Here is a 20,130-nt window from a genome sequence, read left to right as displayed (position 1 = left end):
ACGGTAGATACCCAATAGTTGTGCCCGCCGCCCTCGTGTGCGGCGGGTGCCGATTCCCCCACCTGTACAGATAGATAAGAGAACCACATGGGCAAGGCAACCGGTTTTCTCGAGTTCGAACGTCGCCATGAGACGTACGAAGCTCCGCTCACGCGTGTGAAGCACTACAAGGAATTCGTCGCGGCGCTGTCCGACGACGAAGCGAAAATTCAAGGCGCACGTTGCATGGACTGTGGCATTCCGTTCTGCAACAACGGCTGCCCGGTGAACAACATCATCCCGGACTTCAACGACCTGGTGTTTCATCAGGACTGGAAGAACGCGATCGACGTGCTGCACTCTACCAACAACTTCCCGGAGTTCACGGGCCGCATCTGCCCGGCGCCGTGCGAAGCGGCGTGCACGCTCGGCATCAATGACGATCCGGTCGGCATCAAGTCGATCGAACACGCGATCATCGACAAGGCGTGGGCCGAAGGCTGGGTCGCGCCGTTGCCGTCAAAGCACAAGACAGGCAAGAAGGTCGCCGTGGTCGGATCAGGCCCCGCCGGTCTCGCCGTCGCGCAGCAACTCGCGCGCGCGGGGCACGATGTGACGGTGTTCGAAAAGAACGACCGCATCGGTGGCCTGCTGCGTTACGGCATTCCTGATTTCAAGCTGGAAAAGTGGTTGATCGACCGCCGCATGCGTCAGATGGAGGCCGAAGGGGTGACATTCCGCGCCAACGTGTTCATCGGCAAGGATCCTCTGGCTTCGCATATCAACAATACGGCGAAGGAAACGATCACGCCGGCCGAGCTGAAAGAGCAGTTCGACGCGGTAGTGCTGTCGGGTGGTTCGGAAACGCCGCGCGATCTGCCGGTGCCGGGCCGCGAACTGGAAGGCATCCATTACGCCATGGAGTTCCTGCCGCAGCAGAACAAGGTCAATGCGGGCGACAAGCTCACGAGCCAACTGGTCGCCAAGGGCAAGCACGTGGTGGTGATCGGTGGCGGCGATACAGGGTCCGACTGCGTCGGCACCTCGAACCGTCACGGCGCGAAGGATGTCACGCAGTTCGAACTGCTGCCGCAGCCGCCGGAAGAAGAGAACAAGCCGCTCGTGTGGCCGTACTGGCCGATCAAGCTGCGCACCTCGTCCTCGCACGAGGAAGGTTGCGAGCGCGATTGGGCAGTGGCGACCAAGCGTTTCGAAGGCAAGAACGGCAAGGTTGAAAAGCTGATTGCCGTGCGAGTCGAATGGAAGGACGGCAAGATGCAGGAAGTGCCGGGTTCCGAATTCGAAATGAAGGCCGACCTGGTGCTGCTGGCGATGGGCTTTACGCAGCCGGTCTCGCCGGTGCTGGAAGCATTCGGCGTCGACAAGGATGCGCGCGGCAACGTGCGTTCGTCGACGGAAGGTGACAAGGCGTATTACACGTCGGTGGACAAGGTGTTCACGGCCGGCGATATGCGGCGTGGTCAATCGCTGGTGGTGTGGGCGATCCGCGAAGGCCGTCAATGCGCGCGTTCGGTGGACGCATTCCTGATGGGGCATTCGGAGCTGCCGCGCTAAATCTTCACCGGTTCCGCGCGACCAGACGTGGAGCCGGCAACGATTTGCAGGAAGAGGTGGAGACGACAAGCTGTGCCCAAAGCCGGGCGCCCGCAAGGACGACCCGGCTTTTCAATTGGGGGATGGGAGCTATCTCCGATACCTGCCCAAAGTGAGCCCTTCAACGTCAATCTCCGGCACACGCAGCGTAACCAGATCCGCAACAACCTTCCCGGATCCCATCGCCATAGCCCAGCCGGTGGACCCGTGGCCGAGATTGACCCAGAGTCCATCAATCCCGGAGGGACCAAGAAGAGGCGCCCCATCCGGCATCATGGGTCTCCTCCCAACCCAGAAATGCGCGGAGCTGGGTTTGCTTGCGTGAGGAAACCAGTCGTCGAGAACCTTGAGCAAGGTCTGCAACGCCTGCTCCCTAAGAGTCGACCGCCGATCCCCAAGCTCTGCCGTCCCCGCTACCCGCAAATTCCTGCCAAACCGCGTGATAGCAGTTTTAAAAGCTTCGTCCATCAAGGCGCCCCGCGGCGCCTTCTCATCGTCGATAACGGGCAACGTAGCCGAATACCCTTTCACAGGATAAAGCGGCACCTTGACGCCCAGTGGCGCAAGCAACTGCACACTATCCGCGCCTAACGCCACCACAACGGCGTCCGCCCGAAGCACTTCTTCACCAATTTCACTATTGACCCGCACCCCCCGCACCGCACCACCCTGAACATCAAGTCCAGTCACCCGAGTATCGAGCCGGAACCGTACGCCATGGTTCTCGCAGATCGACCGCAACTCCCGCGTAAACCGGGCACAATCGCCAGCCTCGTCATCCGGCAGATAAAGCCCGGACAACGGCGTCTCGCGCGCCCACCGCAATCCTGGCTCGATCTCGACGCATTGCGCCGCACTAATCTCCCGATACGCGATCCCAGCATCACGTAGCACCGCCAGCGCGGGCTGCGCCAACTCGACGTCGTACTCGCTGCGAAATAGCTGCAGATACCCCTGACTGCCCCCGTAATCAAACGGATAGCGTCCACGAAACTCCTGCAGACAGGAGCGGCTGTAATAAGCAATCCTCTGCATGCGCTGCTTGTTCACGCGAAACCGCTCGAGGTCGCACTCACGCAACCAGCGCGCAATCCAACGCCATTGCGCAGGATCGAACGTCGGCCTGAAGATCAGCGGCGAGGTCGGCTTGAACAGGTATTTGAGCATCTTCGCCGGCATCCCCGGCGCCGCCCACGGCGTCACATAACCCGGCGCAATCACGCCGGCATTGCCGAAACTTGTCTCGAGCGCCACATCGGGTTCGCGCTCGATCACCGTGACCTTGCACCCACGGCCTGCGAGATAAAAAGCAGTGGCGACGCCGATCACGCCTCCGCCAAGAACAATCGTTTTCATGTTTGTGGAATGCGCATCAGGATGCCGCGCCCGGATCTGCGGCGGCAGCGGCGAGCGCCTTACCCTTCGTCTCAGGCAGACACAGGGCCGCTGCAATCACGAGCAGATAGCCTGAGCCGGCAACAAGGCCCATCGCATTGACGAGCGTCATCGATTGCGAAAGCATGCCGACGAGAATCGGAAAGAACGAGCCGACGCCGCGTCCAAGGTTGTAGCAAAAGCCCTGACCCGAGCCACGAATCTCATTCGGATACAGCTCGGACAGATACGCGCCCACGCCGGCAAAAATCCCTTGCACCACCACGCCGAGCGGAAAGCCGAGCAGCAGCATCGTGCTATTGGTGATGGGCAACATGGTGTAGACCATGCCGAGCACGAACGAGCCGATCGCAAACAGGATGAACGACGCGCGCCGGCCGATCCTGTCGCACAGGATCGCCCCGACGATATATCCGGTGAACGAGCCGACGATCAGCACGATCAGATAGCCGCTGGTATTGAACACGGACAGATGCCGCACGGTCTTCAGATAGGTCGGCAGCCAGGTGGTGATCGCGTAGTAGCCGCCCAGCATGCCGCTGCATAGCGCGCTGCCGAGCAGCGTGGTCTTCAGATGCGGAAAGTAAAAGATCTGCAGGAAGTGAGACGTGTCGACACCGGTGTCGCGGGCACGGCGGGTAGCGAGAAAGATCTCCGGGTCGCTCACGTTACGGCGCACGTAGACGATCCACAGCGCCGGCAGGATGCCAACCCAGAAGCAGGCGCGCCAGGCCGTTTGCTCGGGCAACACGGCGAACGATACCCAGTAGACGATTGCCGCTGCGGCCCAGCCGAACGACCAGCTGCTCTGCACGGTGCCGACCGCCTTCGCACGATGCTGCGGCGAGCGGATCGTCTCGGCCATCATGACGGTCACCACCGACCATTCCCCGCCGAAGCCGATGCCCTGCAGCGTGCGCGTGGTCAGCAGTTGCCAGAACGAATGGGTGAAACCCGACAGGCAGGTGAAGAGCGCGAATGTGGCGATGGTCCATTGCAGCACACGTACGCGTCCGTAGCGATCGGAGAGAATGCCGGCGAGCCAGCCGCCGATCGCCGAGGAGATGAGCGAGCTGGTCGCGATCATCCCCGCTTCGCTCTTGGTCATACCCCAGGTAACGATCAGCGTCGGGATCAGGAACGAGTAGATCATGAAGTCAAACGCATCGACGGCATAACCGCCGAAGCCCGCGTAGAGCGTGCGGCGCTCGCGCGTCGTCAACTCCGTGAACCACTGAAATGACGCCATCCCGTCTCCTGAGCCCCTGATTCTGTTGCCTGCGGTTCGCGGTTGCACGCTGGTGCGCCCGTATTTTACGGTGCACAAAGGCGTGCGGACCAGTCCGGACAAAAAACCCGCACGGCGGGCGCAGGCATCTGGGCTGACTTTGTTTCGACTGGTCAGGAGTGAATTTCAGATCCTTACTGGTTCCTACTTTGTAACCCACCGGGTATTTCCCCCCGGTACACTGCGCCCCGGCGCTGTTGGTTTTACGCCGCCCATCCGTCCAACGGCGAAAGCGCCCCTTACCAATACACTCAATGGATTTCACTGCGAAAGTTCGCTTACGTGCGACCGGCCCGAGCAAGCCTCGTCCGCCCCAATGTGTACCGAATGGTGAGTTCTCGACGCGCCGTGGCTTCCTGAAAGGCTCGGCGAGCGTGCTGCTAATGTCAGGATTCGGGAGCGCATTGCTGTCGGCGTGCGGTGGCGGCGGTCTGTCGTCGGATGCGGCGGATGCGCCGCGTCTGGCGTCGGCGGACAACTTTCGCGATGTCGGCGGTGCAGCCGGCGGCTATCAAACGGTGGACGGTCGCCAGGTGCGCCTTGGGGTGTTTTACCGCTCGAACACGTTGACCCTGAGCACGGCGGACAAGGCCGTGATCGACACGCTCAGGATTGCGAACGTCTACGATCTGCGCACGCCCGGCGAGGTTGCCCGGGCTCAGGACGTGATGCCTGCCGGCGCGGCTTATCAGAACATCAATGTGACGGGCGAGGCCGATGCGGTCGTCCCACCGGCAGACCTGTCGGGCGGCGCCATCGCCGTGATGCAGAGCGCAGAGCGTGCGTATGTCACCGGCACGGCTCAGCGGGCCGCGTATGGCGCACTGCTCACGCAACTGGCGAATAATCCGGGCGCACAACTGTTCCATTCCACAGCGGGTAAGGACCGCGCCGGTTGGGTTGCAGCGCTTCTGCTGAGCATTGCGAATGTGCCGCTCGACGTGATCGTGCAGGATTATCTTCTGACGAATACTTACTCGGCCGTCTCGATCAACGCGCAAATCGCTGCGGTTCAGGCGCAAAGCGGCGCGGCGACGGCCGCGCTCGACGCGCCACTGTTCAGCGTGCAGGAGAGCTTTTTACAGGCGGGCTTCGATCAGGTGCAGGCGAGCTACGGCACGATGTCGAGCTATCTGACCGTCGGACTCGGACTGTCTCAGGCGACCATCGAGACGTTGCACGACCGGCTGGTCATCTGAACCGAAGGCACAAAAAAAGCGGCCCGCCCGGGCAACAGCTGGGCGGACCGAACAGGGGGCTATCGAGGAAGCCCGCGCTGACTATACGTGCGCGGCTTACCGTCGGGACCACCTGGTAAGTTCGTGTAAGTACGGCCGCCGCAGATGCGGCCGTTATCGCCCCGACCGTGCTAATGACAGCGGTGACATTGGCCTCAGACTTCGCCCTGGCTAATCGGCAACGCGATCCGCACGCACAAGCCGCCTTGCGGATGGTTATAGACATCGCAGCGTCCACCGCGATCGTGTGCGAGCCGCGCGACGATCGCCAGCCCCAGGCCACAGTGTCCTTCGCCTCCGCGCGCGGCATCGAGCCGCACAAACGGCTTCATTGCAGCGGCGATCCGGTCGTCGGGAATCCCCTCCCCGTGATCGCGCACACTCACCATCCAGTGCCCGTTATCGCGTGCCGTCGAAATATCGACAGGGGGCGCGCCGTGTTCGAGTGCGTTGTCGACGAGGTTCGTCACGAGCCGGTCGAGCAGGGTGCGCGGCAGCGTGAACTGCGGGCCGGCGCGCAAGTCGAGATTGAACAGCGGGGCTTCGGCGGGGTAGGCGTCGGCGTCTTCCGTTGGATCTCCGTGGCTTGCATGGTCCCCGTGGCCTGTGACGCCGCTCATCTCGGCGGCGCTGACGGTGTCCGCGATATCCACGCTCGAAAACTGCTCGCGCAGGAAGGCTTCGACTTCGACGGGCTGACCGGCATCCGCAGACTGGCCGGCGAATTCGAGAAACTGCTGGACGATATTGGTCAGCGAGTCGACATCGCGGATCAACCCAGCCCGTTCGCTTTCCGCGACGAGCACGCTCGCCCGCAGCTTGAGCCGCGTTAGCGGCGCCTTCAGGTCGTGCGCGACACCGGCCAGCATCACCGCCTGATCGTCGCCGGCCTCGTTGAGGCGCCGCATCATGTCGTTGAATGAACCGATCAGGTCGCGCAGTTCGCGTGGCCCCTGCACATTCACCGGCTCGGGGCGCCCGCCTGCACCGAACGCACGCGCGGCGAGCGCGACCCGCGATAGCGGCCGCTGCATCTGCCACACGGCGAGCAGCGACAGAATCAGCGCGGCAACCAGCATCGACACCGTTTCGACGATAAAGCGCGGACGCGCCGGAATGTCGACTGGCACGACCACCCACATCGACTTGCCAGGATAGCGAATCCACAGACGCTGTGGCGTCGCATCGTCGACCTCGATCTGCGTGCCGACCGGCAAGCGGGCTCGCAAATGCTGGCTGAGTTCGACGAACTGCCGCGCGGTCGGCGGCTGCAAATGGATCGTGGAAGGCATGTTCCACGTCGGCACCAGATGCACGCGCATCGCCGGTGCGAGATCGGCGCCCTGCACGGGCTCGCCGTTGGCCGCCTGCAGCATCAAGAGAATGCCGCGTGCGAATCCGTCCACCTCGTGGTGAGGCGGCTGCATTACGATCAGTACGAACCAGCTGGCCTGAATTGCCAACAATACCGCCGTCGAGAGCAACGCCATTCTGCCGAATAGCGTGTTCAACGGGTTTTTCATGAAGCCGCCGCACCCTCGATCGAGAAGGGGGTTCCGTCCGCATCCGGCACGAACACATAACCCTTGCCGCGCACCGTCTGGACATAGCACGGGCTCGACGGGTCGTCTTCGATCACGCGGCGCAAGCGCCAGATCGGCACGTCGAGGCTGCGATCGCGAAACGCGAGGTTGTCGCGGTGGACCAGATCGTGGATCAGCACCCGCGAGAGCACCTTGTACGGATTGTTGACGAAGATCTTCAGCAGCGCGAACTCACTGTCGCGCAGCGCGAGCCGTGTGCCCTCGCGCGACAGGGTACGGGTCGCGAAGTCGAGTTCGAACGGCCCGAAGTGATACGGCTTGCGGGCTTCGGGCGCGCTGGTGGTCGAAGGTCCGCGCCGGCGCAACACCGTCTGGATGCGGGCCAGCAGTTCACGCGGATCGAACGGCTTCGTCAGATAGTCGTCCGCACCGAGCGACAGACCCACGATGCGGTCCGCCACGGTGCCGCGCGCTGTGACGAAGATCACCGGAATGTCGTCGCCGGCTGCGCGCAACGCAGTGAGCGCGCGCAGACCGTCGGTGTTCGGCATCATGATGTCGAGCACAACGACCGATGGCCGCTCTCTTTCGAGGCGGCGTTGCAAATGCGTGCCGTCGTGGAGCACGGAAGCGTCGAACCCGTTCGATTGCAGAAAGCGGCAAAGCAGATCGCGTACGACCGGGTCGTCGTCGACGATAAGGACCTGTGGATTCATTTCGAAATTTTAGACCGACGCGTGTGGCAAACGGATCACTGTTTTCTTACCAACACTTACCTGCCGGCGCGCGGCGCTAGAGAAGTCCTTCCGGCCCCCTTGGAAAGCCTTGTCCTGCAAGGCAAGACGGTCGAAATACAGCGCTGGCACCGGCAATATTAATGGCGGATCGAGGGACGCATCAAGCCGGTTTTGCTTACCGTATTTCCTGAGTGGAAAGAATTGGCGTGCATTCGGAACCCCTCGTAAGAACCGTGGAAAAGCGCGCGTTCCTTCGTGCATCGTGAGTTCCTTCGCAGCGTGATGATTCGCTCTGTAGTCCATCGCCGCCGTGCTTCGTTGGCCTGAAGGTCAGTTCTCCCCTCAGTGTCCCCGATGTGCGGTAACCGAATCCGCACCCAAGTGATACGCGAGGTACATCATGACCGTCCAGAACAATCTCCGCCCCACCACCTTTCCGCCCGTGCAGCGCGAGCGGCCGACGCCGACCTCGGAGGGCGCAGCCAAACCCGAAGGGCTGCCGGCCGAACCCACGTCGCCGGCTCTGCCGGGCGGCCTGATCGGCAACAACGTCAACACGACAGCCTGACCTGACGAGGCTCACCGTGCCGACTCTCACTGTTTTCAAGCGGTGTGTGCGTGCCGCAAGCTGGCTGGCGCTGGGTGCGATGCTGCTGCCGCTCGACGGTTGTGGTGTCGCTGCGCTGCCGTGCCGCCTGACGGCCGCAACGCTGGATATCCTGCCGGCGGTGGGGCATGCCGCGGCCGAGCCGTTCAACGCATGCGCAGCGGCGATTGACTGAGCCATGAGCGCCCGACTGTCTACCCGTCAATGGCTCGGTACGCTGGCGCCGTTGGCGGTTTCGATGCTGCTGGGCCAGGCGGCACCTGCTGCGCATGCGGATCCCGCGGCGCGCGGTGTGGCTTCGTCGACGGCAGCGGTAGCGACAGCGTCAACTTCAGCCTCCGCGTCGAGGCACAGCGGCGGGGACGAGCACAAGCGTTCCATGGATGCGCCGTTCGCGTTTCGCGGCATTCCGCTTGGCATCACGCTCGACGAATTCCGCGCGGGTTCGACCGTGCGCGCGACACCCGTCGGCAGCGTGCCCGTTTGCGAGACAGACATGCTGGCCGAAGCGCTCGGCATGAGTCTGAAGACGAGCGAGAGCCTCACGGTGGCGTGTCGCTGGGCGCACCGGACGGCCGACCACTGGCAGGTCTCGCAGGCCGTGGTGGATGGCGCGCTGGCACAGGATCATGTGCTGCGGTTCGCGCGTGTCAACGGCCAGACAGCGCTGCGTCTGTACGAGATTTCGTTCGTCGTCGACGAGGTCACGGCCAGCGATCTGCGTGAGGCGCTGGCGAGCCGCTACGGAGCGCCGCAGCTCGTCACGAAGAACACGTCGGCAGCTGGCGGTGCGGTTCCTGTGTACCTATGGGAAAACGCCGTGAGCTCGATCACCTTGTGCTTTTTGCCGTCCACGCACAACGGCACGCTCACCTATCTGCTGAAAGATCCCGATGCGTGGGTGAAGTCGCTCGTACGCCAATGGCAGGCGAGCAGTCCCGAAGCGGGTTGAGGCGCGGCATGCGTGTCGAGACCGAGTTGATTCATTTTTCTCCGGTGGAGGAACCTCTATGACCACCCTACGCCTCATCGCCGCGCTGACCGCAGCGCTGGGTATGGCCGCCTGTGCGAGCCACCAGGATTCGATCGTCGACACGCCGATGTTGCCGCCGCTCGTCAGCGCGCCGCTCAACATCAACACGCAAGGCGCGATTTATCAGGCTGGCTCGTCGCTCTTGCTCTACGAAACGCCGCGTGCGCAGCATGTGGGCGATGTGCTGACGATTCGTCTGTCCGAGTCTTATAACGGCAACAGCAGCGCCAATACAACGGCGAGCCGAACCAGCGACATTACTGCGACTGCCGCCGATCAATCGACCAGCGCGGCTGCACGGCTCGCGCGCCTGTTCAATATTGGCTCGGCGTCGACGGACTTCAAGGGAGCAGGCGCCATGACCGACACCAATGGGATGACCGGTACGCTGGCTGTGACGGTGATCGCAACGATGCCGACCGGCAATCTGATGGTGTCCGGTGAGAAACTGATTGCGATGAACGGCAATCACGACCGCCTGAGGCTTTCCGGTATCGTCAATCCGAAGGACATTGAAGCTGGCAATTATGTGTCGTCAGGCAAGGTGGCGAATGCGAAGATCGAACAGGCAGGCCAGGGCATTGTGAGCGATTCGACGACCGTGGGCTGGCTGCAGCGGATGTTCCTGAGCGTGCTGACGTTCTGAGTCATTTCGTGAGACCGTTTGGCGATTTGCGCCAAACGGTCCAGGCGCGCCGCAGGCGTGAGCCCATGCAGCGCTTCTTTGGGACTTGCCTGACGCTGTGTTACGCGTCGACGAACGGCTGCGCGGCCCGCTCCGCCGCGCCGATTTCTCCATCCGGCACGAACACGTAGCCGCGACCCCACACCGTCTGCACATAGCGCGGCTCGGACGGATCGACTTCGATCAGACGTCGCAGCCGCCAGATCGAGACATCGAGGCTGCGGTTACGATGCGCCTCGGTGTTGCCATGCAGCTTTTCCAGCAACTGCGCACGGGTGAGCACCGTCATCGCATGGGTGACGAACACCTTGAGCATCGCGAATTCGCTCGAGCGCAGCGGAATGCGTTCGCCGTCGCGGCGTAACTCGCGCGCCGGAAAATTCACCTCGAAACGGCCAAAGCGATACGGCGCGCGGTTTTCCGGTGCGCCGGGCGCGATCGTGCCGCGGCGGCGTAAGACCGTGCGGATACGCGCGACCAGCTCGCTCGGCTCGAACGGCTTGCCGAGATAATCGTCCGCGCCGAGCTCGAGTCCGATCACCCGGTCGATCACGTCGGCGCGCGCGGTCAGCAGGATCACAGGAATATCGTCGCCGGCCAGGCGCAAGGCGCGTAGCGCGCTAATACCGTCCATCTCCGGCATCATGATGTCGAGCACGACCAGCGCGGGCCGCTCGTTCTCGAGCGCGCGTTGCAAGGCGATGCCATGCTCGAGCACGGTTACCGAGAAGCCGCGCCCTTGCAGATATTCGCGCACGATGTCGCGCACGACGGGGTCGTCGTCAACGACCAGAATGGATTGGTTCATTCGGCAATCTTAAGAGATACGCCGGAGGGCTGATAGCGCGCAATGCTTTCAAAACCTTTCCCGGGTAATTGGAAGCAATCGTCTGCGTGATTTTGCGGGCGCGGCGTGCGTCTTGCGGGTTTTGCAGATGCAGCGTGCGTTCTGCAGGGCGCGCGGGAACTCAGTTGACTTGCGACGTCTGAATGGTCCGCGGACGCAACTCGGTGCGATCGACCACCATCTTTTCGATCATGCCGTTGAGCTTGACGGATGCGTTCGAGAAGCGGTCCATGCCGAGTTCGCCGGTCTGGTAGCGCGCGGTGACCAGAATCTGGCCTTGCTGCAGCAGCGTCAGATCGATCACGGAAAGATACTGCACCGGATTGTCGTTAAACGAGCGCTTGCCGTAATCGACCGAGGCGTTATAGACGAGCCGCGCCTCGCAGCTAGCCGGTGCGGTGCCCGGGTTGTAGACGGCCGAGCGGATGCCGCGCCGGTTCAGCGCGAGTTGTAAGGCCGGGACGAAATCGCCAACGGACACCAGCTGGTTCACTTCGATGCACACCGTGCTGATGGACGCGGGGTGACCGTTGACGAAGGTCGGCGACGAGTAGTTCGAAGCGATGGCATAGCCTGCCTGAATCACGGAACCGGTGGCGTCGGCCGCTGTGATCAGCGTCCAGGCGCAGCCGTTCAGCCCGACGCATAACACGGCGGCGGTCGCCGCCCATACGCATGACCGCCGCCCAGCGGACCATGGCAGTCTGGCGGTCCGGCGAGGAAGCGGAAATTGCGGTGGGCGCGAGCCGTTCACGATGCGATACCTTGACGTGTCGGGTTGAAACGCGGGGGCGGCACGCTTAGCGTGCGACGCGCAGGCGCAACTCGTTGGACCCCTGCACGCTAGCCGTCACGTCGATGCGGCGCATGCCGGTTGTCACGACGAAATGCTGGCGAGTCGGCGTGTTGAGGTCGTGCACGACGTTGGGAAAGCACGCGGCGATATCCGCGCCGAGTTCTTCGAGCGGGTCCGTGACCACGCCGTCGGCTTGCCAGTGCGCGCGCCAGTGGCAATCGTAGCTGTGACCGCTGGCGTGGCAGTCGCCGGCGCTGTCCACACCCGGCAGTTGTGCGGCGGGTTGGTCGTGGAGTTGCCGGAAGTCGGTGGCGGCGACGATGTGCGTCAGTGCCGGACAGACGTTGGCCGGCTCGGCGACCTGGGTCAACTGCGCGGCCTGAGCGCCGAGCGACAGCAACAGGGCTGCCGCACCGGCCGGGATGGCGGGACGGGCGAGCGGCGAACGGCTCATCCGCGTGAATCGTTGGGTCAGGTGACGAAGACGGCGATCGAATGACATGAGCGGGAAGTCCGATAACGGTGAGTGGCGTGCGGCACCGGAGGGGGACCGGCCCGCACGACTATCCTCGCCGCAGCACGGCACTTTCAAAGCACGGAACAACCTGAGCGCTTCGCAAATGCTTTCGAACTGTTCTCGCGTATTTCAGAATGTTGCAGGGGGGCCGATGCCGGAGTCGGCATCGGTGATGGGCGTTAAGTGTTCAATCGCGACCCGGTCAAGTGACGCGTTGCCTAAGCGGCGACGGGTTCGCCCGCTCGCTCGACATCGAGCGTTTCTTCGTGGAACGCCGCGAGCGATTCGCGGTGCGCGACGCTGACGATGGCGGCCTTCGGCAGACGCTCCGTGAAGAGATGGTAGAGCCGCGCTTCGTTGGCCGCGTCGAGCGCGCTGGTTGCCTCGTCGAGGAACAGGTAGTCGGGCTTGTGCAGCAGCACGCGCGCTGCTGCGAGACGCTGCTGTTCGCCCGGCGACATGATGCGGGCCCAGTGTCCCGATTCGTCGAGGCGGCCCACATAGTCGTCGAGGTGGCAGGTACGCAGCGCTTCGCGGCATTCGTCATCCGTGTAAGTTTCAGCGGAGGACGGATAGGTGAGCGCCGCTTTCAACGTGCCGATCGGCATGTAGCTCTGCTGCGGGATGAACATCATGCGCGCATTGACCGGTGCATCGATCGAGCCATCGCCGAATGGCCACAGTCCGGCAAGCGCACGCATCAAGGTGCTCTTGCCGGAACCCGACGGACCTCGCACGAGCCAGCGCGAACCGGGGTTGATCGTGATATTGCGGATCTGCGAAAGCGGGGTGCCGTTCGGCAAGGCCAGCGAGAGGCCATCCGTGCTGAGCTTTTCTTCGTCGACGTAGTGCAGGTTGATGCCGCCATGTGCGGTAGCCGGCGAGATGGACTCTTTCAGATGCGACGCACGCACAACACGTTTGAATTCGCGCAGACGATTTACCGTAGCACGCCAATCGACGAGGCTGCCGTAACTATTGATGAACCAGGAAAATGAATCGCTGACGGTGCCGAACGAGTTCTGGATCTGCATCAGCACGCCCATTGTGAACGCGCCGGTGAAGTACTTGGGCGAGGCGACAATGAGTGGAAAAATGTACGCGATGTTGCTGTAGAAACTGAGCACGAAACTCAGGCGCTTCGTGTACTTCATCACGCGCCACCAGTTGTCGCGAATGCGTTGAAAGAAGTTTTGCGCGGTGGCCTCTTCGGTTTGCTCGCCATCGTAAAACGCGATCTGCTCCGAGTTCTCGCGCACCCGGATCAGCCCAAAGCGGAAATCTGCCTCAACCTTTTGCTGCTGGTAGGTGATCGAAACGAGCGGGTGGCCGAGCTTGTAGATCATGTACGAGCCGCCCAGCGCGTAGAGCGCGGCCACCCACACCATGTAGCCTGGAATGACGATCGGCATGCCACCCAGTGACACGGTCAATGCTCCAGCGAGGGACCAGAGGATGGTAACGAACGTAATGAGCGTGACGACCGTGGACAGCAGGTCGAGCGTCAGCGTGAGCGTGCTGGTCGCAAATGACTGCAGGTCGTCGCTGATCCGCTGGTCGGGGTTGTCAGCGAGGCGGTCGCGCTCAATCCGGTAGAAGGCGCCGTCGCCGAGCCACTCCTGGAGGTAGCGGGTCGTGAGCCATTGGCGCCACCGGAAGCCGAGCATCTGCCGCAAATAACGGCCGTAGACAAAGAGGACGATCAGCGCTGCCACAAGGCCGGCCCACACCAACATCAGGTGGGGAAAGTCCTTCACGCTCTTGTTTTGCAGCATATTGAAGAACTCGCCGCTCCAGGTGTTGAACCTGACGCTGATCCACACGTTGACGAGGTTGATCACAATGATCGCAATCAGCAGCCCCCACGCGATCTTCCATTCCTCAGAGACCCAATAGGGCTTGATCAGACTCCACGCGGAGACCTTGTCGTCCGGCTCGAGCGGGCTGGCAGGGGAAGTATTGGGTGTCATGACCATCCTGAAGAAATACTGGCTCATCTTGGACCGACCCGCTGCAAGCAAGCCTAGACCGGCTTGCCTATAGTGGATCGGTGCCACAGCGGAATTGCAAATAGCGGCCCGGGCCTCGAACCCGTCGTACGACCGCCCGATTCTGCCGCCGGCGGCTTAAGCGAAAATTAATCACCTGAGGCACTGGACCGCGGCCTCGCGCGACCGGCGTATGGTTGTCGCGTTTGACGCGAGAGCCCACGACAACGGCGCAGACTCCATCGCCGCATTGTGCCAGAGGCTCCGGGCGAGGCTACATGAATCGCCCAGGCCCGGCGGTCTCCCCGCCCGTGATCGCAGCCGCTCCATCGCCCCCGGTTTGCGGCCGCCGCGCCTTTTATGGTCTAATGACTCTCGACGAAACAGGGGTGCTTTGCGCGCGGGCCACACGCCGCAGCAAGGCTGAGAGAGACCCTTTGCACCCGATCCGGGTAATACCGGCGCGGGAAGTTTCCGGAAGTTAGCTTTTCTTCCATTCCCCGCCGGGCAGCGTCCGTCAATGGATGCGCTTTTTGCCCGGCCGGCCTCGCCCGCCGGTTTCGTCCTTGGGTACGTGCGCCTGTTGCCGTACGGAAAGGATACGATGACCGCTTATTCTTCAGTCTATTGCTTCGTTTGCCCCGTGACGCTCAAGGCCGCTCTGCGCGCGCCGGCAGGACGGCAATGAACGCGCTCGATCGCTCGCAACCGGACTTCGCCGTCATCGGCGGGGGACTGTGCGGCCGGCTGGTCGCGTGGCGCCTCGCCGGTGCGGGGCATCGCGTGGCGCTTTACGAGCGCGGCGATGCCGCCGGTTCGCAAGCCGCCGCGTGGGTGGCGGCCGCGATGCTCGCGCCGCTCGCCGAAGCCGCCAGCGCCGAATTGCTGATCACGCGTCTCGGCGCCGCCTCGCTCGATACCTGGCCGCAAGTACTGGCCGAACTGCCCATACCGGTGTTTTTCCAACGCAATGGGACGCTGGTGGTCTGGCATCACGCCGATCGCACCGAAGCGCCGCTGTTCGAACGCCGGGTGCGCTCGAATGCGCCCGCGGATCTGCTGGATGGTGGCTTCGTCACGCTCTCGGGTGCCCAGCTCGGCGCAACCGAGCCCGCACTGGCCGGACGGTTCACGCAAGGCTGGCTGCTGCCACATGAGGGACAACTCGATAATCGCCAGGTGTTGAGTGCGCTCGCCGCAGGGCTCGCCGAGCGGCGCGTCGAAACGCACTGGAACACACCCGTGGATGATCGCGCGTTACCGTCCGCCCGCGTGACGATCGATTGTCGCGGCCTCGGTGCCAAGACTGTTTTGCCGACTTTGCGCGGCATTCGTGGCGAAGTCGCTCGTGTTCACGCGCCCGGAATCAAGCTCACGCGCCCGGTGCGTCTGCTGCATCCGCGCTATCCGCTGTATATCGCACCGAAGCAGGACGATCTTTACGTGATCGGCGCAACCGAAGTGGAAGGCGAGGACATGTCGCCCGTCAGCGTGCGTTCCGCGCTGGAATTGCTGAGTGCCGCGTTCTCGGTCCACCCCGGCTTCGGCGAGGCGCGCATCCTCGAATTGAACTCGCAGTGCCGCCCGACCTTGCCGGACCACCGTCCGGCGCTGGTCTGGGATGGCGCGCAGACCTTGCGCGTGAACGGCCTGTACCGGCACGGCTATATGATCGTGCCCGAAGTCGCGGACGAAGCCGTCCGTTTCGCCGCTGCGCTGCTCGACGGACGCATCGGCGATGCCGACGCTTTCGACGACTGGCGGCGCGACGCGCGCTGGAGCGAGCTGTTCCAGCTTGCCCGACTCGATCCGCAGAACCGCTCGCAGGTGCCGGCATGAGCGTTGCGACCATTGCCACATGGGCTGCCGCGCCGGCTGCCTACGCTATCGATTGAAACGTATCTGAACACCATGGACATTCATATCAATCAGAAGCCGTTGTCGCTGCCCGAAGGGGCGACCGTCGCCGACGCGCTCGCCGCTTTCGGCGCGCGTCCGCCGTTCGCGGTTGCGCTGAACGGCGACTTTGTGGCCCGTACCCAGCACGCCGCGCGCGCGCTGCAAGCGGGTGACAAGCTCGACGTCGTGCAACCGGTCGCCGGCGGCTAAAAGCGGTGATTACCCGCGACCACGTAGCCGAACAGCCAGGTCACCGGGTATCGCCAGAGACAAGGATTTCCAGATGACTTCTCCCATCCCCGCCGACGCGCTCACGCTGTACGGCGAAACCTTCGCCAGCCGGGTGTTGCTCGGCACGTCACGCTATCCGTCGCTGCAGTCGCTGTCCGACTCGATCGATGCGGCGAAGCCTGGCATGATCACCGTCGCGCTGCGCCGGCAGATGAACGAAGGCGGTGCCGAAGCCGGCTTCTTCGATCTGCTCAAGCGCCACGGCGTGCCGCTATTGCCCAACACGGCCGGCTGCCAGAGCGTCGGCGAGGCGGTCACGACCGCCCACATGGCGCGTGAAGTCTTCGAAACCGACTGGATCAAGCTCGAACTGATCGGCGACGACTACACGTTGCAGCCCGATCCGGTCGGTCTGATCGAAGCGGCTGCGCGGCTCGTCAAAGACGGTTTCAAGGTGCTGCCGTACTGCACGGAAGATCTGGTGATCGGACGGCGTCTGCTCGACGCCGGCTGCGAGGCGTTGATGCCGTGGGGCGCGCCGATCGGCACCGGCAAGGGCGTGATCAATCCATACGGTCTGCGGGTGCTGCGTGAACGGTTGCCGGACGTGCCGCTGATCGTCGATGCGGGGCTCGGCGTACCGTCGCACGCCGCGCAGGTGATGGAGTGGGGCTTCGACGGCGTACTGCTGAATACGGCGGTGTCGCAGGCGACCCATCCCGAAGCGATGGCCCGCGCGTTCGCGCTCGGCGTCGAGGCGGGTCGCCAGGCCTACCTCGCCGGGCCGATGGCTGAACGCGAAACGGCCCATGCGAGCACGCCGGTGGTCGGTATGCCGTTCTGGCATCAGGATGGGAGTTCGACATGAGTCAGACCACGCCGCAAACGAACTCGCAGACGAACATGCAAACGAATCCGCTCGCCGGCCGCGACGTCTTCTGGCCGCCCGCCGACGAACTGAGCGAAGCCGCCGAACGCATCCGCGCGACGCTCGGCGATTGGCCGCCGACTCACGCGCCATGGCGGATTTGCCTTACCGCGCCTGACGACGCGAACGGCGGCGATCTGATCGTCATCGCCGACGCCCAGCAGCATGGCGAACAGGTGGCGCGCTGGCAGGTGCAGGGCGCGGGTGTGATCGAAGCCGCCGCGGGCCGGGCGACGCTGCATCTGGGCGGCGAGCGTTATCCGCTGGAAGGCCATCTCGCCGAAGACTGGATTCCCGCGCTGGCGGCGTTTCTGGATTGCGGCTTTGATCCGCACGACGCACTGGTGCTGGCGCTCGCCTGGCGCGACGGCGACGAAACCACCGCCGCCGACGCATGGCCGTGCGACCTGTCGCGCTTCCCGCGCGTCCTCGGATTGCCCGCAGCACCCGAGCAGCCGTTCGCACGCTGCCCGGATCGCCTCGGCCTCTATCCCGTGCTGCCAACCGCCGAGTGGGTCGAGCGGGTGGTCGGCTACGGTGTGAAGACGGTCCAGCTGCGCCGCAAAACTGCCGAGCCGGCCGAACTGGCGCAGGAAATCGCGCGCTGCGTCGCGGCGGGCCGCAAGCATGACGCTCAGGTGTTCATCAACGATCACTGGCAGGCCGCGCTCGAAGCCGGCGCGTACGGCGTCCATCTCGGTCAGGAAGACCTGCATCTTGCCGACCTCGGCAGTCTCGCCGCCGCGGGCGTGCGCCTTGGCCTGTCGACGCACGGCTACTACGAGATGCTGATCGCGCTGCACTTCCGGCCGAGTTACATCGCGCTCGGCGCGGTGTTCCCGACCACCACCAAAGTGATGCCGACCGCGCCGCAAGGCCTGAGGCGTCTCGCCCGCTACGTACGCCTGCTCGATGGCGTGGTGCCGCTCGTCGCGATTGGCGGAATCGACCAGCAGGTGCTGCCGCAAGTACTGGCGACCGGCGTCGGCTGCGCCGCCGTGGTGCGGGCTGTCACGGAGGCTGCGGACCCTGCTGTTGCGGTTTCTGCAATGCTCCAAGGGTTTACGCCATAATCGCGTGGTCCCCTGTTTATCGGGGACCGGGCGCGTCACGGCAACTTTTGCACGATGGCCCTATAATTCGCCGTTCCGTGCAAAAGGATTGTCAGCCTCGTGCCTTCCACCTCCGAGACCCTTCTCGAGCTTCGTGACGTCGACTTCGGTTACGGCGACCGGCTCGTCCTGTCGAACCTGAACCTGCGCTTCCAGCGCGGTCAGGTCGTGGCGGTCATGGGCGGCTCGGGATGCGGCAAGACCACCGTGCTGCGGCTGATCGGCGGCCTCGTGCGTGCATTGCGCGGACAGATCCTGTTCCACGGCCAGGACGTCGGCGCGCAAACGCGCGACGGCCTGTACGCATTGCGCCGCAAGATGGGCATGCTGTTTCAGTTCGGCGCGTTGTTCACCGACATGTCCGTGTTCGAAAACGTCGCCTTCACGCTGCGTGAGCACACGGACCTGCCGGAAGAACTGATCCGCGACCTGGTGCTGATGAAGCTCAACGCCGTCGGCTTGCGCGGCGCGCGCGATCTGTCGCCGTCCGAGATCTCCGGCGGCATGGCGCGGCGCGTGGCGCTGGCCCGGGCTATCGCGCTCGACCCCGAACTGATGATGTACGACGAGCCGTTCGCCGGTCTGGACCCCATTTCGCTTGGCATCACGGCAAACCTGATTCGCACGCTGAATCAGGCGCTCGGCGCGACCTCGATCCTGGTGACGCACGATGTGCCGGAATCGTTCGCGATTGCCGACTACGTGTATTTCCTCGCCAACGGCGGCGTTCACGCCGAGGGCACGCCTGACCAGTTGCGGGCCTCGACCGATCCCACCGTGCGCCAGTTCATCGACGGCGCGCCGGACGGTCCGTTCAAATTCCACTATCCCAGCAACACGCCGCTCGCGGCAGATTTCGGCATCGGCGGGGGACAGGCATGATCAGTGCGATCGGACGTTCGGTGCTCGGCGGCCTCGAGACCGCCGGCTACGCCACGCGGCTCTTCTTCCGTCTGGTGCTCGAATTTTTCCCGTTGTTGCGCCGTCCGCGTCTTGTCACGAAGCAGATCCACTTCGTGGGCAATTATTCGCTCGTGATCATCGCGGTGTCGGGCCTGTTCGTCGGCTTCGTGCTCGGCTTGCAGGGCTATAACACGCTGAACCGCTATGGTTCCGAGCAGGCGCTCGGGCTGCTGGTCGCGCTGTCGCTCGTGCGCGAGCTGGGGCCGGTGGTCACGGCGCTGCTGTTCGCGGGGCGCGCCGGTACGTCGCTCACGGCCGAAATCGGTCTGATGAAAGCCGGCGAGCAATTGACGGCCATGGAAATGATGGCGGTCGATCCGATCAAGGTCGTGGTCGCACCGCGCCTGTGGGCGGGCATTATCTCGATGCCGATTCTTGCGGCCATCTTCAGCGCGGTCGGGATCGGCGGCGGCTATGTGGTGGGCGTGCTGATGATCGGGGTCGATGCCGGCTCGTTCTGGTCGCAGATGCAGGGCGGCGTCGACGTGTGGGCTGACGTCGGTAACGGGGTGATCAAGAGTATTGTGTTCGGCTTTGCGGTGACGTTCATCGCGCTTTTCCAGGGTTACGAAGCCAAACCGACCCCGGAAGGCGTGTCACGTGCGACGACCAAGACGGTCGTGTACGGTTCGCTTGCTGTGCTGGGCCTCGATTTCCTGCTGACTGCATTGATGTTCAGCTAAAACCGCGCGACGCGCTTTCTGCCGCGGGCATCAGCTTGCCCGCGCC

General features: G+C 63.6%; 21 protein-coding genes and 1 riboswitch. Of the genes, 12 read left to right on the top strand and 9 right to left on the bottom strand.

Annotated elements, in window-relative coordinates:
- Positions 1–87: 87 nt before the first annotated feature.
- Positions 88–1,554 (top strand): glutamate synthase subunit beta, encoded by a 1,467-nt coding sequence (locus P3T17_RS34720; protein WP_074262669.1) that lies wholly within the window; start codon positions 88–90, stop codon positions 1,552–1,554.
- 129 nt (positions 1,555–1,683) lie between these two features.
- On the opposite strand, the gene P3T17_RS34715 is transcribed toward P3T17_RS34720, so the two are convergent.
- Both P3T17_RS34715 and P3T17_RS34710 read right to left on the bottom strand, forming a co-directional pair.
- Positions 1,684–2,949 (bottom strand): D-amino acid dehydrogenase, encoded by a 1,266-nt coding sequence (locus P3T17_RS34715; protein WP_429411455.1) that lies wholly within the window; start codon positions 2,947–2,949, stop codon positions 1,684–1,686.
- 16 nt (positions 2,950–2,965) lie between these two features.
- Positions 2,966–4,237, bottom strand: coding sequence for an MFS transporter (locus P3T17_RS34710; protein ID WP_074262667.1), 1,272 nt, complete (start codon positions 4,235–4,237; stop codon positions 2,966–2,968).
- Between the two features lie 293 nt (positions 4,238–4,530).
- Here P3T17_RS34710 and P3T17_RS34705 point away from each other — a divergent pair, with 293 nt between their 5' ends.
- Positions 4,531–5,475, top strand: a complete 945-nt coding sequence (locus P3T17_RS34705; protein ID WP_429411453.1) for a tyrosine-protein phosphatase — start codon at positions 4,531–4,533, stop codon at positions 5,473–5,475.
- 194 nt (positions 5,476–5,669) lie between these two features.
- Here P3T17_RS34705 and P3T17_RS34700 read toward each other — a convergent pair whose 3' ends face one another.
- The 3 genes from P3T17_RS34700 to P3T17_RS34690 are packed head-to-tail and all read right to left on the bottom strand — an operon-like array spanning position 5,670 to position 8,056.
- Positions 5,670–7,037 carry an ATP-binding protein gene (locus P3T17_RS34700; RefSeq protein WP_429411451.1) on the bottom strand — a complete coding sequence of 456 codons (1,368 nt, stop codon included), beginning with the start codon at positions 7,035–7,037 and terminating at the stop codon, positions 5,670–5,672.
- Entirely contained in the window at positions 7,034–7,774 is a 741-nt protein-coding gene (locus tag P3T17_RS34695; protein ID WP_074262664.1) for a response regulator, read from the bottom strand. Before P3T17_RS34695 ends, P3T17_RS34700 begins: the two co-directional genes overlap by 4 nt.
- Before the next feature lie 9 nt (positions 7,775–7,783).
- Positions 7,784–8,056, bottom strand: a complete 273-nt coding sequence (locus P3T17_RS34690) for a hypothetical protein (protein ID WP_429411449.1) — start codon at positions 8,054–8,056, stop codon at positions 7,784–7,786.
- A gap of 139 nt (positions 8,057–8,195) precedes the next feature.
- Between P3T17_RS34690 and P3T17_RS34685 the strand changes: the two genes are divergently transcribed.
- From P3T17_RS34685 to P3T17_RS34670, 4 genes are read left to right on the top strand one after another with little or no spacing between them, the layout of a single operon-like run.
- Positions 8,196–8,363, top strand: coding sequence for a hypothetical protein (locus P3T17_RS34685; RefSeq protein WP_167379359.1), 168 nt, complete (start codon positions 8,196–8,198; stop codon positions 8,361–8,363).
- A gap of 16 nt (positions 8,364–8,379) precedes the next feature.
- Positions 8,380–8,577, top strand: coding sequence for a DUF6726 family protein (locus tag P3T17_RS34680; RefSeq protein ID WP_074262662.1), 198 nt, complete (start codon positions 8,380–8,382; stop codon positions 8,575–8,577).
- A gap of 3 nt (positions 8,578–8,580) precedes the next feature.
- Positions 8,581–9,354 (top strand): hypothetical protein, encoded by a 774-nt coding sequence (locus P3T17_RS34675; RefSeq protein ID WP_429411447.1) that lies wholly within the window; start codon positions 8,581–8,583, stop codon positions 9,352–9,354.
- A 58-nt stretch (positions 9,355–9,412) separates the two neighbouring features.
- Complete coding sequence (locus P3T17_RS34670; RefSeq protein ID WP_074262660.1) at positions 9,413–10,081, top strand: flagellar basal body L-ring protein FlgH; 669 nt, start codon at positions 9,413–9,415, stop codon at positions 10,079–10,081.
- Between the two features lie 100 nt (positions 10,082–10,181).
- Here the strand turns inward: P3T17_RS34670 and P3T17_RS34665 are convergent, their stop codons facing one another.
- The 4 genes from P3T17_RS34665 to P3T17_RS34650 all read right to left on the bottom strand — a co-directional run bounded on the left by P3T17_RS34665 (position 10,182) and on the right by P3T17_RS34650 (position 14,250).
- A complete protein-coding gene (locus P3T17_RS34665) occupies positions 10,182–10,928 on the bottom strand; it encodes a response regulator (RefSeq protein WP_074262659.1) in 747 nt (248 codons plus the stop codon).
- Positions 10,929–11,088: 160 nt separating this feature from the next.
- On the bottom strand, positions 11,089–11,619 hold the full coding sequence (locus tag P3T17_RS34660) for a hypothetical protein (RefSeq protein WP_429289370.1): 531 nt from the start codon (positions 11,617–11,619) through the stop codon (positions 11,089–11,091).
- Positions 11,620–11,767: 148 nt separating this feature from the next.
- Positions 11,768–12,265, bottom strand: coding sequence for a hypothetical protein (locus P3T17_RS34655; protein ID WP_429411445.1), 498 nt, complete (start codon positions 12,263–12,265; stop codon positions 11,768–11,770).
- 233 nt (positions 12,266–12,498) lie between these two features.
- Complete coding sequence (locus P3T17_RS34650; protein ID WP_429411443.1) at positions 12,499–14,250, bottom strand: ABC transporter ATP-binding protein/permease; 1,752 nt, start codon at positions 14,248–14,250, stop codon at positions 12,499–12,501.
- A gap of 393 nt (positions 14,251–14,643) precedes the next feature.
- Positions 14,644–14,755, top strand: a riboswitch (TPP riboswitch).
- 197 nt (positions 14,756–14,952) lie between these two features.
- Between P3T17_RS34650 and P3T17_RS34645 the strand changes: the two genes are divergently transcribed.
- From P3T17_RS34645 to mlaE, 6 genes are all read left to right on the top strand, one after another.
- Complete coding sequence (locus tag P3T17_RS34645; protein WP_429411441.1) at positions 14,953–16,107, top strand: FAD-dependent oxidoreductase; 1,155 nt, start codon at positions 14,953–14,955, stop codon at positions 16,105–16,107.
- A 72-nt stretch (positions 16,108–16,179) separates the two neighbouring features.
- Positions 16,180–16,377: a sulfur carrier protein ThiS gene (thiS, locus tag P3T17_RS34640; RefSeq protein WP_074265857.1), complete on the top strand. Its 198-nt coding sequence runs from the start codon at positions 16,180–16,182 to the stop codon at positions 16,375–16,377.
- Positions 16,378–16,450: 73 nt separating this feature from the next.
- The gene (locus tag P3T17_RS34635) at positions 16,451–17,266 is read left to right on the top strand and encodes a thiazole synthase (protein ID WP_429411439.1); all 816 of its coding nucleotides are present in this window, start codon (positions 16,451–16,453) and stop codon (positions 17,264–17,266) included.
- Positions 17,263–18,399, top strand: coding sequence for a thiamine phosphate synthase (gene thiE, locus P3T17_RS34630; RefSeq protein ID WP_429411437.1), 1,137 nt, complete (start codon positions 17,263–17,265; stop codon positions 18,397–18,399). The genes P3T17_RS34635 and thiE overlap by 4 nt, the downstream gene beginning before the upstream one ends.
- A gap of 99 nt (positions 18,400–18,498) precedes the next feature.
- A complete protein-coding gene (locus P3T17_RS34625) occupies positions 18,499–19,320 on the top strand; it encodes an ABC transporter ATP-binding protein (RefSeq protein ID WP_074262654.1) in 822 nt (273 codons plus the stop codon).
- Positions 19,317–20,084 carry a lipid asymmetry maintenance ABC transporter permease subunit MlaE gene (gene mlaE / locus P3T17_RS34620; RefSeq protein ID WP_074262653.1) on the top strand — a complete coding sequence of 256 codons (768 nt, stop codon included), beginning with the start codon at positions 19,317–19,319 and terminating at the stop codon, positions 20,082–20,084. The genes P3T17_RS34625 and mlaE overlap by 4 nt, the downstream gene beginning before the upstream one ends.
- Positions 20,085–20,130 lie beyond the last annotated feature (46 nt).

Source organism: Paraburkholderia sp. GAS82, from assembly GCF_050436285.1.
GTDB lineage: Bacteria > Pseudomonadota > Gammaproteobacteria > Burkholderiales > Burkholderiaceae > Paraburkholderia > Paraburkholderia phenazinium_B.
The sequence above is the reverse complement of the archived record's forward strand: the minus strand, read 5'-3'. Positions and strand labels throughout refer to the sequence as shown.

Bases quoted from the DNA above. Each gene is read 5' to 3' on its own strand.
- P3T17_RS34655 (WP_429411445.1), bottom strand. From the start codon at position 12,265: ATGTCATTCGATCGCCGTCTTCGTCACCTGACCCAACGATTCACGCGG.
- P3T17_RS34650 (WP_429411443.1), bottom strand. From the start codon at position 14,250: ATGACACCCAATACTTCCCCTGCCAGCCCGCTCGAGCCGGACGACAAG.
- P3T17_RS34695 (WP_074262664.1), bottom strand. From the start codon at position 7,774: ATGAATCCACAGGTCCTTATCGTCGACGACGACCCGGTCGTACGCGAT.
- P3T17_RS34700 (WP_429411451.1), bottom strand. From the start codon at position 7,037: ATGAAAAACCCGTTGAACACGCTATTCGGCAGAATGGCGTTGCTCTCG.
- P3T17_RS34645 (WP_429411441.1), top strand. From the start codon at position 14,953: ATGAACGCGCTCGATCGCTCGCAACCGGACTTCGCCGTCATCGGCGGG.
- P3T17_RS34720 (WP_074262669.1), top strand. From the start codon at position 88: ATGGGCAAGGCAACCGGTTTTCTCGAGTTCGAACGTCGCCATGAGACG.
- mlaE (WP_074262653.1), top strand. From the start codon at position 19,317: ATGATCAGTGCGATCGGACGTTCGGTGCTCGGCGGCCTCGAGACCGCC.
- thiE (WP_429411437.1), top strand. From the start codon at position 17,263: ATGAGTCAGACCACGCCGCAAACGAACTCGCAGACGAACATGCAAACG.
- P3T17_RS34675 (WP_429411447.1), top strand. From the start codon at position 8,581: ATGAGCGCCCGACTGTCTACCCGTCAATGGCTCGGTACGCTGGCGCCG.
- P3T17_RS34665 (WP_074262659.1), bottom strand. From the start codon at position 10,928: ATGAACCAATCCATTCTGGTCGTTGACGACGACCCCGTCGTGCGCGAC.
- P3T17_RS34715 (WP_429411455.1), bottom strand. From the start codon at position 2,949: ATGAAAACGATTGTTCTTGGCGGAGGCGTGATCGGCGTCGCCACTGCT.
- P3T17_RS34710 (WP_074262667.1), bottom strand. From the start codon at position 4,237: ATGGCGTCATTTCAGTGGTTCACGGAGTTGACGACGCGCGAGCGCCGC.
- thiS (WP_074265857.1), top strand. From the start codon at position 16,180: ATGGACATTCATATCAATCAGAAGCCGTTGTCGCTGCCCGAAGGGGCG.
- P3T17_RS34705 (WP_429411453.1), top strand. From the start codon at position 4,531: ATGGATTTCACTGCGAAAGTTCGCTTACGTGCGACCGGCCCGAGCAAG.
- P3T17_RS34685 (WP_167379359.1), top strand. From the start codon at position 8,196: ATGACCGTCCAGAACAATCTCCGCCCCACCACCTTTCCGCCCGTGCAG.
- P3T17_RS34670 (WP_074262660.1), top strand. From the start codon at position 9,413: ATGACCACCCTACGCCTCATCGCCGCGCTGACCGCAGCGCTGGGTATG.
- P3T17_RS34635 (WP_429411439.1), top strand. From the start codon at position 16,451: ATGACTTCTCCCATCCCCGCCGACGCGCTCACGCTGTACGGCGAAACC.
- P3T17_RS34690 (WP_429411449.1), bottom strand. From the start codon at position 8,056: ATGCACGAAGGAACGCGCGCTTTTCCACGGTTCTTACGAGGGGTTCCG.